Genomic DNA, 14,496 nt, shown 5'->3' with positions numbered 1-14,496 from the left:
GCGCATTTCCCGGGGTTCCGCGAAACCGGCAGAGTTTTCACGACATGGATCTGGGTGCGATATGCAGGTTTGAATTTCTGGTTGGCGCATCCGGCCCGGAACAGAACGGCGAACCACACGACAGCGAACTTCTTCCTGAACGACTCACAGCAAGAGACGGGTATGGGGAGGTTGGGTGTAGACGCCGTTTTCAGCTATAACACCGCGCACAATTCGAACGTTGGCGGCTATCAAGTACTACCGCAAGCCAGTCGATCGTTCGCGAGCACAACGGACAGTCTCGGTTCAAACCCCATGGAAATGAAAACAGTACTTATCGCTTTACTGGCTGCTTCATCGCTCACGCAAATACCCGTTTCCCTGGCAGAAAATGCCAACGGCAAGAACCTCTATGTGCAGCGATGCGCGGTGTGTCACGGAGCAGATATCAAGGGCACCGGGCCATTGGCTCATAAAAGCAATCCGCCCACGCCTGACCTGACGACTGCCGCGTTCAAGAAACGGCTTAACGATTATCCGGGCGTGATTGTGTCGTCGGTCATCCTGCGCCCGAACGGCAACCTGATTCCGAAAACCTTGCAGGAGAACGGTGTGAGAATCGCGCCGCATGCGTGGAGCGTTAAGGATTTTCGCGATCTGAATGAGTACATGGTCGGTTTGATTGCAAGCAAACGGTGAGCTTGAGTCGAGTCAATCGTCAGAGCTGCCGAGCAACAGTGGATTCACCTCAGAAAAATAGTCCGGGCCCGGCATCTTTTGGGCAAAAAAGCCTTCGAAAACCAATTTGAATCGAAAACGAAATTCGTAGACCTGCTTTCTTTTCAGATTTCGAATTTTGAATGAATCCTTGCGATCAAAGTGGCTCGCCAGCGCGTGGGAGCTAAAGCTGAATATCCTGAACACTTTTTGCGAAAGCTCTTGGGTGAAGTGTTCTGGGGTCGCCAGTTGATAAAGCGCCCACTCCAGTTGCCAATACTCATCGTGCGCCACGATTTGCGCTTCGTGTAATTGCCCGATGAAGGAGTCGTCGTCGAAGGCTTCGCACCTGGCGGAGTTTCTGTCGATGATGAAATGTGCATCCATGAAAGCAGCGTCCTGTTCAGATCCGTCGCCAGACTAATGGACTATCAGAGTCGTATCCAGAAAGGACTGGCGATTTATGGCTTCTCAATCAATCTGATCACCATCCCCTGAAGCCGCCGCCAGAATGGCCCGGTATTCGTTTTCTTCAGAGGTATACGAAACAAATTGCTTGCTATCCGGCTTTTGCAACTACAAGCGACCACAACCCTTGCACTCGTAAATGGTGGTTTCGTGGTGAGCCTGGATGCTACTCAGGCGGTTGATCAGAAGATCCGACGATTTGATCCATGGAGAGTGTGTACCGTACTCAGCGACGTAGCATGCCTTGTCTCCTGCTTCCACGGCAGCAACGAAAGTCTTGATCTGGCGCTCGAACTCACGCCAATACGCCTCCTCTGCTTCGTCGCGAAGCAGGCGGGCTTTATAGGGCAAGCTGTCAGTCTGGTCGACGATCACGTAGCCGCATTTACAACCCAGTTTGCTCATTGGCGATCTCGCACCCGTTCATTTGCCTGATTGGCGCCACTCTAGCAGTGCCGGCCTCGAAGGCTTTCGCGCATTCACTCCGTGGCATCAAACGCCGGGTGATATTGCACAGCAGCATATAACCCGTCGCGCGTTGATCTTGCAATTTCGCCAACGCAGCTTTCTCAGCGCTAAGCCAAAGCCCTGCCCCCTTCGCTCCGGTAATGGCTGGGCGATACGCCCATGTGTCGGCTGAATGCCGTACTGAATGCGCTGGCCGAGCTGTAGCCGACTCGCTCGGCCACTTCGATCATGCCCGCCGCCGAGCCGCGCAGTAGGTCCTTGGCGACGGCCATTCGCCAGGCCAGCAGATATTCCATGGGGGCTTGGCCGAGGGTGTGATTGAAACGCTTGAAGAACGCAGAGCGCGACAGCGCAGCAATCTTTGCCAGCTGCGGCACGGTCCACGGGCACGCGATGTCGCCGTGCATCTGTTGCAGGACTTTCGCCAGACGCGGGTCGGCCAGGCCGCGAATCAGCCCTGGTGGCGCCTCCGCTTCGGGTGTCGCGCGTAATGCTTCGATCAGCAGCATTTCCACGAGGCGAGTCAGGATCAACTCACGCCCGGCGCCCTGCCCCATGGACTCCTCACGCACGAAGCGAACCAGCGTCGTCAGGCGCTCCCTGTCCCGCACATGCAAGCGCGCAGGCAGCATTTGCGCCAGCAGGGTGGCATCGGGGGATTCAAAGACAAAATGGCCTCCGAGCAAACGCACGTCGGCTGGCGCGTCGAGATCGCCATGGCGAACCTCGTCGATCGGCGTGACCGCTTTGAGTGGCTGAATGTGCAGCGGCTCGACGGGATCGAAACCGGACATCGTGAACGCGGGCGTTCTGGGTAACAACAGGAAGTCACCCGCCTCCAGCGTGAGAACCGGTTGATCGTCCACGGCCAGCAGACAGCTCCCCTCCAGCACCGCGCAAAAGCTCGGCAAGCCAAACGCCGAGTAGCGCACCGCCCACCGTCCGGCGCCGCTGATGCCCTTGGAGAACACCGCGCGAGGTTTGAGCAACGTGATGACATCGGACAGAGGATCGCTCATAGGGACTTTCGCGAATGAATAGTGGACTTGTGATTATGGGGGGGTCTCGCCAGGCGCCGTTATCGTAGCCGCTACCTGACCTACCTGGAAATGCCCCCATGAAGACTGTTCTGATCACCGGTTGCTCCTCTGGCTATGGCCTGGAGACTGCACGTCACTTTCTCGCGCAAGGCTGGAATGTGATTGCCACGATGCGCGCACCGCGCGAAGACCTGCTGCCCCGCTCCGATCGCTTGCGCGTCCTGGCCCTGGATGTCACCGAGCCTGAAAGTATTCGCGCCGCACTGGAAACGAGCGGCCCCCTCGATGTGTTGGTCAATAACGCCGGGATCGGTCTGTTCGGCGCCTTCGAAGCCACCCCGATGACCACCACCCGTGAGCTGTTCGAAACCAATACTTTCGGGGTGATGGCCCTGACTCAGGCGGTTCTGCCACAGTTCTGCGCCCGTCGTGGCGGCGTGGTAATCAATGTCACCTCCAGTGCAACACTTGCCCCGATGCCGATGGTCGCGACCTACACGGCCAGCAAACAGGCGATCGAGGGTTTCAGCGGTTCACTCGCGCTGGAGCTTGCGCCGCTCAACATCCAGGTGAAACTGGTCGAACCGGGTTATGCACCCACGACACGATTCACCGCCAACGGAGAAGCGCGCATGGCGGGATTGATTCCAGAGGCTTACGTGCCGATTGCGCAACAGATCTTCAGTTCGCTGGGGACCTCGCCGATCACCACCGAGAGTGATGTGGCGGAGGCGGTTTGGCGCGCCGCGAACGATGTGTCGGGACAGCTTCGCTTCCCGGCGGGGGCTGACGCGATTGCGTTGAGTGGGTTGCGATAGATCTCGTCAGCGACTCAATCGAGCGCTGATCGCCCGAGAAATGCATGACAGATCAAGGCTACACATCCCTGCGTCATTACCTACAAACTCACCGGAAAGTGTCACCTTGTCGGGCGATTCTTCAAGCTCTATCGTTTCGTTGTGGCGACCTACGCTGCCCACATCCCGCCCAAGGCAGTAAGCCGCCCTAAACATCCAGGACGCGCCAAACCCTTGGGCGTTTTTTCAGGAAGAAAGCATGCCCGCAGCGGGGAGCCACCGAATCGGTGGCCCCACCAAAGCACGCCTCACCCCAACCGCATCGACACCTCAATATCATCAGCAAACGGCACCGACACGTACCCGTTCCCCGGCGCCCGCACATGGGCCAGATATTCCGGGCAGTAGTCGGTGTTGTCCGCCACCACCAGTGCGCCGGGGCGCAGGTGTTTTTCCACCAGGCCCAGCACATCGCCGTACAACGCCTTGGCGCCGTCCAGCAGGAGCAGGTCGACGGTCTCCGGCAGGTGGCTGGCGAGTGTCACCAGCGCATCGCCTTCGCGAACTTCAATCAGATCGCTGACGCCGCCCTCCACGAAGTGTTTGCGCGCCAGGGCGATCTTCGAGGGTTCGAATTCGCTGCCGATCAGCACGCCACCGCCGTTGTCGCGCAGGGCCGCCGCCAGGTGCAGGGTCGAGAGGCCGAACGAGGTGCCGAATTCGACGATGGCTTTGGCTTTGGTGCTGCGAGCCAGCATGTAGAGCAGCTTGCCGGTGTCGCGGGAGACCGGCAGCCACAGGTCTTTGAGCATGGCGTAGAGTTCGCGGTATTCGGTTTTGCTGTGCATCAGGCGTTCGCGCTCTTCGTGCGACACCGTGTTCAGCACCGGGCTGGTGGCGGCGCTGGCCTGGGTGTAGAGGCGTTCGATCAGGGTCGCCAGGGGCTCAGTGGTCAAAGTCGTCATGATTGCTTTCCGTCGATTGGGGACTAAGATGCGAGCAATTCGTCGCATTTAAATGATGCGAGTGATTCATCGCCTTCGCTATTCGCGTTCTCCCCCAACCTCCGAGTCCCCCATGACAGAGCGCCAGAACGCCCGTATTTCCTCACGCAAACAGCCGCAGCAGGCGCGCTCCACGGAGTTGGTCGGGGCGATTCTGCAAGCGGCTACTCAGGTTTTGGCCAAGGAAGGCGCCGCCCGTTTCACCACCGCCCGCGTCGCGGAAAAGGCTGGGGTGAGTATCGGTTCGCTGTACCAGTATTTCCCCAACAAGGCCGCGATCCTGTTCCGCTTGCAGAGCGATGAATGGCTGGAGACCACCGCCATGCTGCGGCGGATTCTGGAAAACCTTGAAGAGCCGCCGCTGGATCGCCTGCGCACGCTGGTGCATGCCTTTATCCGATCAGAGTGCGAAGAAGCACAGATGCGCGGCGCGCTGCACGACTCCGCCCCGCTCTACCGCGATGCGCCCGAGGCTCACGAGGTGCGCGCGGCCGGCAAGCAGATCTTTGAAACGTTCATCCTCCAATTGCTGCCCGAGGCCAGCGATCCGACCCGCGCGCTGGCCTGCGATCTGATCCTGAGGACGCTCAGTTCAGTGGGCAAGGACTTCTCGGGAACCCCGCGCAGCGAGGAGGAAATTGCGCTTTGTGCCGACGGGATGGCGGATATGTTTCAGGCGTATGTCGTTGCGCTCGCGCAGCCGAAAATGCCCAAAGATGAACGGTAGAAATTTTGAAGGCATTCAGCCATCAATCCTCCTCCAGTGCGCTAGGATGACTCAACGCACACAGGGAGAAGAGCGATGGGAAAGGCACTGCTGGTCAAGATCCGCGGGAGCTTAAGCGCAGGACAGAATCAGGGACTCGCAGCAGCCGTCGGCGGCCCGCCCCTTGAGGAAATCCTGAAAATCCCCGCTCCACCGGCCCCGGCCGGCGCGGCAGGCATGGCGGCCGCGCACGGTTCAACCTGGTATCGCGCGCCGCTGCCGCCAGCGGCCAATCCTTGGGACGCCGCCCATGCCATGCTCGCCCAAGGGGCAGCCTTCGCCGCCGCAGCGGGTGGCGGCACGCCGATCGAGTTCATCGAGCCGGACACCGAGCAAACCTGGTTTACCGAGCAGACACCGGGGGCACAAGCCTTGGCGGCCGCAGCGGCCTGCACCTTTCATCCTCAGGACGGTTCGGGCGAAAAAGCTGTCGCCACTGCCGGCGACGACTGGCATCTGCAAAATCAGTACTCACAGCTTGGCAATGCACGGAACAATGTCACCCCGGCCCAGCAGCAGGCCATCAAGATTGCTCATCTCGACACCGGCTATGACCCCAAGCACGCCAGTTTGCCGCTAAATCTGGACCTGCTGAATCAGCGCAACTTTCGAGATCCGGGCCGGCTCAATGATGCCACCGACCGCACGCCGGACGGCTGGAACGCCATTCGCAACCAGGGCCATGGGCACGCCACGCTGAGCCTGCTGGCCGGCAATCAGATCACCAACGTTCCGGCCGGAAAAGGCTTCAGCGGCTTCGTCGGCGGCGCCCCTCACGCGACGGTGATCCCGATACGCATTGCCGACTGGGTGGTGCGATTCTCGACCAGCACCATGGTTCAGGGCTTCCAGTACGCGGTGGATCAGGGCGCGCATGTACTGTCGATGAGCATGGGCGGCCTGACGTCTCGCGCCCTCGCCGACGCGGTCAATCTGGCCTATGAGCGTGGCCTGTTCATGGTCACCGCAGCGGGCAACAACTACGCCAAGCTGCCGACCCCGGGTTCCATCGTGTTCCCGGCACGCTTCCAGCGTGTCCTTGCAGCCTGCGGCGTGATGGCTGACGGCCGGGCCTACGCCGGCCTCAGCCTGCGCACCATGCAGGGCAACTATGGGCCAGCGTCGAAAATGCAGACGGCAATGGGCGCTTTCACGCCCAACGTGCCGTGGGCGGAGTTCGGGTGCGGCAAACTCGTCAGCATGGACGGCGCGGGCACCTCATCGGCCACCCCGCAACTGGCCGCTGCCGTCGCGCTGTGGATGGCCAAACATGCTCAGGCCCTCGCGGCGTACCCCGAGCCGTGGATGCGTGTCGAGGCTGCGCGTTGGGCGCTGTTTCAGTCTGCGCGACAAACGACGGCGGTCATGGGCAAAGGTGAAACGCTCGAGAAAATTGGACGAGGGGTGCTACAGGCCGACGCATTGCTGCAGATCGCCCCCCCTGCCGCCGCCAATCTCAAGAAGACGTCAAAAGCCGAACCCAGCTGGGGCTGGATCAACCTGATCTTCGGCGTCGGCGGTGTCAGTCTCGCCGCTGGACAGACGCCGGCGACACTTGAAATGTTTGCGCTTGAATTGACCCAGATGGCACAGATCAATCGACAGGTGGACGAGGCGATCCCGGACAACGACGCCGCCACCGGCGTGGCGGCGTCCCTGCGCAGCCGCTATCTGGAAGCGGCACTCGACTCGGGCAATCCATCGGCGCCGTTGAAGGCCTTCCTCGAGCAGCAACTGGGTCGCAAGCAGGCCGCCGCAGGCGTCGGCCCTGTCGCGATTCCCTCGGGATCACAAATCGAACGCAAGGCCAAAGTGCTGCCCACGCCGCCGCGACGTTTGCGGGTGTACGCTCTGGACCCCTCCATCGCCAAGACATTGAGTTCTGTGGAGATCAACGAGACGGTCATCAACGTCCCGTGGGAGGAAGACCTCAAGCCCGGCCCGGTCGGCGAGTACCTTGAGATCGTCGATGTCGATCCGGCGTCCAATCGTCTCTACGATCCGGTCAACCTCAACGAGCCAAAACTGTTGGCTCAAGATGGATGGCCGCCCTCCGAAGGCAATCCGGAGTTCCATCAGCAGATGGTCTACGCGGTGGCCATGAAGACCATCAAGAACTTCGAGGAAGCCCTTGGCCGGCGGGTGCTCTGGGCCGCACGCTGGGCAACATCCACCAACAGCAAGGGCCAGGTGGAGTTCAAGCCTTACACGGTGCGGCGCTTGCGCATCTACCCCCATGCCCTGCGCACTGACAACGCCTATTACAGCCCGGACAAAGTGGCGCTGCTGTTCGGCTACTTCCAGTCGCAGGCCGACCCGACCGGTGCCACGCCCGGCGGCACGATGGTGTTCTCGTGCCTGTCCAGCGACATCATTGCCCACGAAATGTCCCACGCGCTGCTGGACGGTTTGCACCGTCGCTTCCAGGATGCTTCGAACCCGGACGTGCCGGCCTTCCACGAGGCCTTCGCCGACATCGTGGCGCTTTTCCAGCACTTCTCGATTCCCGAGCTGGTGCGTTTTCAGGTGCGTCAGGCGCATGGGGTGATGGACGCCGCCCGCCTGCTCGGCGCGTTGGCCAAACAGTTCGGCGAGGGCACCAACCGTGGCGGCCCGTTGCGCGACTATCTCGCCAAAGGCCCGAAGCCCAAGTATCCCGACGACATGGAAATGCACGACCGAGGCTCGATCCTGGTGTCGGCGGTGTACGAGGCGTTCCTCAGCATCGTCGACCGCCGCACCGCCGATCTTATCCGTATCGCCACCAACGGCACCGGTCTGCTGCCCAAGGGCGCCCTGCCCCATGACCTGGTGGAACGGCTGACGGAGGAAACCTGCAAGACTGCCCGCCATGTGCTGCGCATCTGCATCCGCGCGCTGGATTACTGCCCCGCGGTCGATATCACCTTTGGCGAGTATCTGCGCGCGCTCATCACCGCCGATATCGACCTGGTCGCCGTGGACCGGTTCCACTACCGCGTCGCCTTCATGGACGCTTTCCGCAAACGCAATCTGCTGCCGCGCGACGTGCGCACGGTGTCGGAGGAATCGCTGGCCTGGGGCACGCTGGTCAATTCAAAACCGCAGTGGCTGGCGGGATTGGTGGCAGACCTCGACTTTGGCTGGGATCTCAAGCTTGATCGCGAGGCCGTCCAGAGGCTCAACGAAGAAAATCGCTGGAAACTGTGGAGACGTCTCTCGGATCTGCTGAAAAAGAACCCGGAACTGTGCGTGGAGTTCGGCTTGCTTCCCGATGTGCCGAAATACTCCTCGGATGGGGTGATTGTGGGTCCCGCAGCCCCCGGCGAAACCACCTTCGACGTGCCCAGCGTTCGCCCGGCGCGCCGTGTGACGCCCGATGGCGGCTTCCAGATCGAGGTGGTGGCGACGATCCTGCAACGCCGTCGCGTCCCGGTTGACCCGAATGACCCTGACGGCCCGCAGATGTGGTTCAGGGGCGGCACGACGCTGATTCTGGACCCGCGCAAGAACGATTGCGAAGTCCGTTACGCCATCGTCAAGAACAGTGGCAGCGACAGCCGTCTGGCCCGGCAACGGCAGCAGGCGTCCAGCGGTTCCATGGGGGCGCTGCAAGCGCTCTACTTTGCGACCACCCCGAGTGAGCCGTTTGCGCTCCTGCACTCACACAACGGAGGGTTCGGCCATGCCCAATAAGAACCCGGGCTTCACCATTCGCCACTATTGCCAAGGCATCGGTGACTGCCATTTGCTGCGTTTCGAGAAGGCCGACAAAAGCCCTTACTGGATGCTCATCGATTGCGGGATTCACACGTCCATCAAGGGCGGGTCGCAAATCATCGACGACATCGTCGCCGACGTGTTTGCGGTGACCAAGGGTCAAATCGATGTGCTGGTGCTGACCCACGAACACACTGACCACATTTCGGCGTTCAGGGCATCGGCGAACCGGTTTTCCGATTTCCATATCGACGAAGTGTGGATGGCCTGGACGGAGTCGCCGACCGATCCCGACGCGCAAAAACTCGACAAATTCAAGCAGCAAGCACTGAGTGCGCTCTCAGGCGCCAGCCGCCAGTTGCATAGTGTGGCGCACCTGGACGAGGCAAAGTCGGCCGCACCGCTGCGCGAAGGCATCGACGAACTCCTGGCATTCAGCTTCGGCGCCCAGGGCGAAACGGTACGCGGCATGCGAGATACGGCTGCCGGGCTCGCCAAAAAAGCCATCAAATACCTGGAGCCCGCGCAAGCGCCGCTCGACATTCCCAGCGCCTGCGCGATACGTGCCTACGTTCTCGCGCCGTCGCGCAACCCGGACTATTTCAACATCGTGGACCGCGTGGGCGAGCGCTACGCGATGTCCAGCGACGAAAACGGCCTGCGCATTGCCGACACGCTCTCCAGCGCGTTCGCCGCAGCGGCCTCCACTAGCGACTTCACCGACCTGACAGCACCGTTCGACCCCAGCCTGGGCACTCCACTCAACGGCATCTCGCGTGTGGTCAAGCCGCCCAAGGGGCCTGCCGAATTCGCGTACTTGCACTACTACGGCCCGAGTGAGCGGGCGCCACTGATCGCCTCGAAAAAACGCGTGCGCACCACCGACGCCAATGAGACCAATCAGGCGTGGCGGCGGATCGACTACGACTGGCTCAGTTCCGCCGGCTCGCTGGCGATGCAGCTCGACAACAAGATCAACAACACCAGCCTGGTGCTCGCCTTCGAGATCGTCGACACCGGCCGGGTTTTCCTCTTCGCCGCCGACGCGCAGATTGGCAACTGGCTGAGCTGGCAGGACGCGAACTGGAAGATGTCGGAAGAAATCACCGTGACCGGCCCGGACCTGCTGAACCGAACCGTCTACTACAAGGTCGGCCATCACGGCAGCGAGAACGCGACGGCCAAGGCCAAAGGCCTTGAGCTGATGACGAGCAAGGACCTCACCGCCTTCATCCCCACGAACAAGGCCGACGCGGAGAACGTGCATTGGGGCGAAATGCCGTATCACTCGCTCCTGACGGCACTGGATGCCCAGTGCGGCCCGCGCGTCATTCGCGCTGACGACCCGAAACTGCTGGCAGGCCAGGCGCCCTTTGCGACACCGTCCGGGTCCATTCAGGCGGTTCGGGTGGGGTTCGTGGGCAAGGGCGGCGACCAGCGGCGGACGTGGGTTGAGTTTGATGTTGCGTAGCGTCGCAAGGTCGCCCTGAGCGAGCCCCGGCGGAATCATCCCTGGATGAGCCGCCGGCCCGAGGCATTTGCCGTCCACGGCGCTTGCGTCAGTTCGCCGCCAGATAAAGCGCTCGATACGCCGCCACCAGTTGCTCCAGATTGAACGCCAGATTACGCCCACTGGGATTGGGCAGAATCCACACCTGTGCACCGCCAAACGTCTGCGCCTGAGGCCCCCACTGGAGCACTTTCTGCCCGGACAATCCGGCATACGCCGCCTTGCCCAGAAATGCCACAAAGCGCGGCGCACAGCGGGCGATCTTGTGCTCGAAGCTCGCGGCCGCCGCCGTGAATTCATTCGCCGATAACTGATCCGCTCGCGCGGTCGGTCGTTCCACCACGGCGGTCAATCCGCAGCCGTATTGCAGGATTGACCGATCCTCTTCCGGCCGCACTTCCTGCGGCGTGAACCCGGCCAGATGCAGCGTGCGCCAGAAGCGATTACCTCGCCCGGCAAAGTGATGTCCCTGCTCCGCTGCGAGCAGTCCGGGGTTGATCCCGCAGAAAACCACGGACAGACCGTCCGCCAGAATGTCTTCAAGCGCTGCCATGGACGCCATCACCCACAGATGACGCTGACGGCGCTGCGCGCCAGTGCTGCCAGCTCCTCGCGGGACTTACCGGCCCGTGCGCGGATCGAAATGCTGTGCAAAAGGGACGACGCAAGCACCGCCAGCGCGGCGAGGTCGGCATCGGCTTTCAGCTCGCCGGCGTCGATCGCCAGTTGCAGACGCGTTTGCAGATCGGCATCGAGCTGGCTGAGCCGCAAGGACAGCACCTGGCGAATCTCCGGATCCTCGACCGCTTCGGTGGTCGCCGTGCCGATCGCAAAACAGCCGCGCGGCTGGCCGTCACCCGAGAAATAGATCGCCAACTGACCTTCGTAAAAAGCGCTCAGCGCCTGCTCCAGAGTCAGGCTGCTGTCTTTCAACGCCGCCTGCATGGCGGCGTGGGCGGTTTCCCAATATTGGTCAAGCGCCTTGATGTACAGCGCATGTTTATCACCGAACGCGGCATACAGGCTGGGACGGTTCATCCCGGCCGCGCTGGCGATGCTGTCCAGCGAAGCGGCGGAGTAGCCGGTATTCCAGAACACCCCGAGCGCCTGTTGCAACGCGGTCTGCGGATCGTAGGCACGCGGGCGGCCGCGGCCTTTTCCTTCTGTCGGTTTATTTTGTGCCATCTCGCATTTAATCCTTGCAGGAACGTGGGGTCGCTCATATTCTTACACCATCGCACAAAATTAAGGAACCAAAAATTCCTTGATAGGCAGGTTTGTTGTAGCGGAGCTCGAACCGGGTCTGGCGACGACGAAACAGCGGCAGCGGAGCAATCCTCCACCACCGCACTCGGCTTGTTTTTTCACCGCAATGAATGACGTCCGGGCCGCTTGCACAGGTCGGCCCGATTTCCCGGTTACAGGTGGATTCGATCATGACCCAGCCCTTCGATCTCTCAGCGACAAAAGCCAACCCACACCCAGGCCCGACCCTGGCCGACGCCCCACCGAAAAAGCCCCTCAGGCAGAAACTGCGACCGCTGCTGATGGCCGGCGTCCCGGCGATTTTTGCCGCCGTCGGCTACAGCCATTACCTGGCCAACGAGCCGTTCGTTTCCACCGACAACGCCTACGCCCGGGTGGCCAAGGCCTCTATCAACGCGCGGATTTCCGGACAAGTGGTCGAGATCGCCGTCGAGGACAACCAGCCGGTGCGCAAGGGTCAGATCCTGTTCCGCATCGACCCTGCCCCGTTGCAGATCGCCGTCGACCGCGCCGAAGCGCAACTGGGCAATGCCCGCTTGCGAATCGATGGCCTCAAGGCCAGCTACCGCCAGCAACAGGCCGAGCTGCAATCGGCGAAAGCGTCGGCGGATTACGACCAGAAAGAGTTCGCGCGCAAGAAAGCGCTGGTCGCCACCGAGTTCGTTTCGAAGGCGATTTACGAGCGTGCGGAAACCGACCTCAAAGTCTCGCGGCAGCACATTGCCGCGATCGAACAACAGATCGCCAGCACCGTCGTTGCGTTGAATGGCGATCCGGACATCGCGATCGACAATCATCCAACCGTGCGCGAGGCCAGGGCGCAGCTCGACGAAGCCAGGCTCTACCTGTCCTACGCGACGGTCAGGGCGCCGGACGACGGCATCGTCGCCAAAGTCGATGATTTGCAGGTTGGCAACTACGTCAACAACGGCGCGCCCGCCTTTGCGCTGATCTCCGAGCGGGACATCTGGGTCGAAGCCAACTTCCGCGAAACCCAACTCACCCACATGCGCCCCGGACAGACCGCGACCATCGCCATCGACACCTACCCGGATCGCCGGTTCAAGGCGCACGTGACCAGCATGAGCCCCGGCGCCGGTTCCGACTTCGCCCTGCTGCCGCCGGAAAACGCCACCGGCAACTGGGTAAAAGTGGTGCAGCGGGTTCCGGTGCGGCTCGAGCTGGACGAACTCGATCCAACGGTGCAGTTGTTCTCCGGCACCAGCGCCACGGTCACCATCGACACCGGGCATCGCACGCCCTGGTGGCATCCGCTCAAGTCGTTGCTGACCGCCGGTGACTCGTGATGAACACCCACACCGCCACGGCGGCCGATGCGCGCTCGTTGCGCCTGGTCGCCCTGCTCGCCACATACATGCAGTCGGCCAATCTGCCGTTGCCGAACGCTGCGTTGCGCCTGATTCAAGGCAGCCTGTCGATGACCGACGACCAGGCCGGGTGGATTTTCACCGCCTACCTGGCTGCCAGCGCGATCACCACGCCGGTGGCGCAATGGTTGGCCGGACGCTTTGGCCTGAAGCGTGTCTACCAGAGCGCGCTCGCCCTGTTCGCCCTCGGTCTGTGGCTCGGCACCCTGGCCGCGACGCCGCTGGAGTTTATCGGTGCGCGTGTCCTGCAAGGCCTGGCGGCCGGCATTCTGGCGCCGCTGTCGATGGCGATTGCCATGGAAACGCTGCCCGCCGAGCGTCGCCCGGCCTTCGGCCCGAAATGGACCGCGCTGGTGCTGTTGGGCATCGTCAGCGGCCCGAGTCTCGGCGGCTGGATCTGCGAGTATTTCGACTGGCGGCCGATGTTCTACCTCAGCCTGCCGCTGACCGCGTACATCTTCATGGTGGTCAGCCTGCTGCTCGCCGAGAAAAAAGCCGATCCGCGCCCGTCGTTCGACTTCTTCGGTTTCGGCAGCTTCACCCTGGGCATGATCGGCCTGCAAATGCTCCTCGACCGGGGCGCGCGCATGGACTGGTTCGACTCGCCGGAAATCTGGATCGAAGCGCTGGCCTGCGGACTGGGGTTGTACCTGTTCAGCGTCCATGTGCTGACCCGCAAGGCACACTTCATCAACAAGGGGTTGTTCGCCGACCGCAACTTCCTGTGCTCGACCGCGATCTTCTTTGCCTTCGGTTTCGTGCTGCTGTCGACCATGGCCCTGACCTCACCGATGCTCGATGAAATCCTCGGTTATCCGCCGGACACCACCGGCTTCATGACCGCTCCGCGCGGCGTCGGTCTGGTGGGCGCGTTCCTGCTGATGGGTCGGGCACCGGCGTGGATCGATCCACGGCTGTTCGTGGCCCTCGGCGTGGCGCTGGTGGCGTACGCCAACTGGTTGATGCTCGGTTACTCGCCGCTGATGGACTGGACGCCGGTGGCGGTCACCGGATTCATTCAGGGGGTTGGCCTGGGCATCTTGATGCCGGCCCTGAGCAAGGTCGCGTTCAGCACGCTCGATCCGAAGCTGCGGCCCGAAGCCACCGGCATTTTCAACCTGATCCGCGTCTACGGCAGCACGCTCGGCGTGGCGGTGGTGCAGATCTTTTTCTTCAACAACACCCAGGCGATGCACTCGGCGCTGGTCAGCAACCTGACGCCCTATCACCAGGCGCTGCCAACCTCGCTGTCGGCGCTTGAGGGGCTCAACCATCTGGTCACCCACCAGGCGGCGTTCATCGCGGTGATGGGCCAGTTCAAGATTTTGCTGGTGGCGATGCTCGTGGTGAGCCCGCTGGTGCTGTTGCTGCGCAAACCCGTTGCGACCAACTAA

Annotated in this window: 14 protein-coding genes; 7 read left to right on the top strand and 7 right to left on the bottom strand. The window is 61.9% G+C overall.

Translation table 11 applies throughout. The annotated features are described in order from the left end of the window. The first annotated feature begins 300 nt into the window (after window positions 1-300). A complete protein-coding gene (locus N8H74_RS26170) occupies window positions 301-678 on the top strand; it encodes a cytochrome c (protein ID WP_262151501.1) in 378 nt (125 codons plus the stop codon). A gap of 12 nt (window positions 679-690) precedes the next feature. Here N8H74_RS26170 and N8H74_RS26165 read toward each other — a convergent pair whose 3' ends face one another. The 3 genes from N8H74_RS26165 to N8H74_RS26155 form a co-directional block, all read right to left on the bottom strand. Next, the gene (locus N8H74_RS26165) at window positions 691-1,083 is read right to left on the bottom strand and encodes an immunity 41 family protein (RefSeq protein WP_262151442.1); all 393 of its coding nucleotides are present in this window, start codon (window positions 1,081-1,083) and stop codon (window positions 691-693) included. 189 nt (window positions 1,084-1,272) lie between these two features. Further along, on the bottom strand, window positions 1,273-1,569 hold the full coding sequence (locus tag N8H74_RS26160; protein WP_262151440.1) for a hypothetical protein: 297 nt from the start codon (window positions 1,567-1,569) through the stop codon (window positions 1,273-1,275). Between the two features lie 170 nt (window positions 1,570-1,739). After that, the gene (locus tag N8H74_RS26155) at window positions 1,740-2,651 is read right to left on the bottom strand and encodes an AraC family transcriptional regulator (RefSeq protein ID WP_262151438.1); all 912 of its coding nucleotides are present in this window, start codon (window positions 2,649-2,651) and stop codon (window positions 1,740-1,742) included. Window positions 2,652-2,749: 98 nt separating this feature from the next. Between N8H74_RS26155 and N8H74_RS26150 the strand changes: the two genes are divergently transcribed. Continuing rightward, on the top strand, window positions 2,750-3,490 hold the full coding sequence (locus N8H74_RS26150) for an SDR family oxidoreductase (protein WP_262151436.1): 741 nt from the start codon (window positions 2,750-2,752) through the stop codon (window positions 3,488-3,490). Window positions 3,491-3,777: 287 nt separating this feature from the next. Here N8H74_RS26150 and N8H74_RS26145 read toward each other — a convergent pair whose 3' ends face one another. Then, on the bottom strand, window positions 3,778-4,434 hold the full coding sequence (locus tag N8H74_RS26145; RefSeq protein WP_262151434.1) for a class I SAM-dependent methyltransferase: 657 nt from the start codon (window positions 4,432-4,434) through the stop codon (window positions 3,778-3,780). Window positions 4,435-4,546: 112 nt separating this feature from the next. On the opposite strand from N8H74_RS26145, the gene N8H74_RS26140 reads away from it, so the two are divergent. From N8H74_RS26140 to N8H74_RS26130, 3 genes are all read left to right on the top strand, one after another. Next, window positions 4,547-5,200: a TetR family transcriptional regulator gene (locus N8H74_RS26140; protein ID WP_262151432.1), complete on the top strand. Its 654-nt coding sequence runs from the start codon at window positions 4,547-4,549 to the stop codon at window positions 5,198-5,200. A 75-nt stretch (window positions 5,201-5,275) separates the two neighbouring features. After that, window positions 5,276-8,914: a S8 family serine peptidase gene (locus N8H74_RS26135; protein WP_262151430.1), complete on the top strand. Its 3,639-nt coding sequence runs from the start codon at window positions 5,276-5,278 to the stop codon at window positions 8,912-8,914. After that, on the top strand, window positions 8,904-10,409 hold the full coding sequence (locus N8H74_RS26130) for an MBL fold metallo-hydrolase (protein WP_262151428.1): 1,506 nt from the start codon (window positions 8,904-8,906) through the stop codon (window positions 10,407-10,409). Before N8H74_RS26135 ends, N8H74_RS26130 begins: the two co-directional genes overlap by 11 nt. A gap of 88 nt (window positions 10,410-10,497) precedes the next feature. On the opposite strand, the gene mug is transcribed toward N8H74_RS26130, so the two are convergent. Genes mug through N8H74_RS26115 form a run of 3 tightly spaced genes read right to left on the bottom strand, consistent with a single transcriptional unit; the run spans window position 10,498 to window position 11,886 of the window. Beyond that, a complete protein-coding gene (mug, locus tag N8H74_RS26125; protein WP_262151426.1) occupies window positions 10,498-11,001 on the bottom strand; it encodes a G/U mismatch-specific DNA glycosylase in 504 nt (167 codons plus the stop codon). 8 nt (window positions 11,002-11,009) lie between these two features. After that, window positions 11,010-11,633, bottom strand: a complete 624-nt coding sequence (locus tag N8H74_RS26120; RefSeq protein ID WP_262151424.1) for a TetR/AcrR family transcriptional regulator — start codon at window positions 11,631-11,633, stop codon at window positions 11,010-11,012. A 34-nt stretch (window positions 11,634-11,667) separates the two neighbouring features. Beyond that, a complete protein-coding gene (locus N8H74_RS26115; RefSeq protein ID WP_262151422.1) occupies window positions 11,668-11,886 on the bottom strand; it encodes a hypothetical protein in 219 nt (72 codons plus the stop codon). Here N8H74_RS26115 and N8H74_RS26110 point away from each other — a divergent pair. Then, window positions 11,885-13,021 (top strand): HlyD family secretion protein, encoded by a 1,137-nt coding sequence (locus N8H74_RS26110; RefSeq protein ID WP_262151420.1) that lies wholly within the window; start codon window positions 11,885-11,887, stop codon window positions 13,019-13,021. The genes N8H74_RS26115 and N8H74_RS26110 overlap by 2 nt on opposite strands. Beyond that, entirely contained in the window at window positions 13,021-14,496 is a 1,476-nt protein-coding gene (locus tag N8H74_RS26105) for a DHA2 family efflux MFS transporter permease subunit (protein WP_262151418.1), read from the top strand. The genes N8H74_RS26110 and N8H74_RS26105 overlap by 1 nt, the downstream gene beginning before the upstream one ends.

Origin of the sequence: Pseudomonas sp. B2M1-30 (assembly GCF_025447575.1) — a bacterium.
Classification (GTDB): Bacteria; Pseudomonadota; Gammaproteobacteria; order Pseudomonadales; family Pseudomonadaceae; genus Aquipseudomonas; species Aquipseudomonas botevensis.
Note: the sequence above shows the minus strand (reverse complement) of the source record. Positions and strands in the feature narration are given on the sequence as shown.

Coding starts and splice junctions, on each gene's coding strand:
- N8H74_RS26170 (WP_262151501.1), top strand. CDS start 301: ATGAAAACAGTACTTATCGCTTTACTGGCTGCTTCATCGCTCACGCAA.
- N8H74_RS26165 (WP_262151442.1), bottom strand. CDS start 1,083: ATGGATGCACATTTCATCATCGACAGAAACTCCGCCAGGTGCGAAGCC.
- N8H74_RS26160 (WP_262151440.1), bottom strand. CDS start 1,569: ATGAGCAAACTGGGTTGTAAATGCGGCTACGTGATCGTCGACCAGACT.
- N8H74_RS26155 (WP_262151438.1), bottom strand. CDS start 2,651: ATGAGCGATCCTCTGTCCGATGTCATCACGTTGCTCAAACCTCGCGCG.
- N8H74_RS26150 (WP_262151436.1), top strand. CDS start 2,750: ATGAAGACTGTTCTGATCACCGGTTGCTCCTCTGGCTATGGCCTGGAG.
- N8H74_RS26145 (WP_262151434.1), bottom strand. CDS start 4,434: ATGACGACTTTGACCACTGAGCCCCTGGCGACCCTGATCGAACGCCTC.
- N8H74_RS26140 (WP_262151432.1), top strand. CDS start 4,547: ATGACAGAGCGCCAGAACGCCCGTATTTCCTCACGCAAACAGCCGCAG.
- N8H74_RS26135 (WP_262151430.1), top strand. CDS start 5,276: ATGGGAAAGGCACTGCTGGTCAAGATCCGCGGGAGCTTAAGCGCAGGA.
- N8H74_RS26130 (WP_262151428.1), top strand. CDS start 8,904: ATGCCCAATAAGAACCCGGGCTTCACCATTCGCCACTATTGCCAAGGC.
- mug (WP_262151426.1), bottom strand. CDS start 11,001: ATGGCAGCGCTTGAAGACATTCTGGCGGACGGTCTGTCCGTGGTTTTC.
- N8H74_RS26120 (WP_262151424.1), bottom strand. CDS start 11,633: ATGGCACAAAATAAACCGACAGAAGGAAAAGGCCGCGGCCGCCCGCGT.
- N8H74_RS26110 (WP_262151420.1), top strand. CDS start 11,885: ATGACCCAGCCCTTCGATCTCTCAGCGACAAAAGCCAACCCACACCCA.
- N8H74_RS26115 (WP_262151422.1), bottom strand. CDS start 11,886: ATGATCGAATCCACCTGTAACCGGGAAATCGGGCCGACCTGTGCAAGC.
- N8H74_RS26105 (WP_262151418.1), top strand. CDS start 13,021: ATGAACACCCACACCGCCACGGCGGCCGATGCGCGCTCGTTGCGCCTG.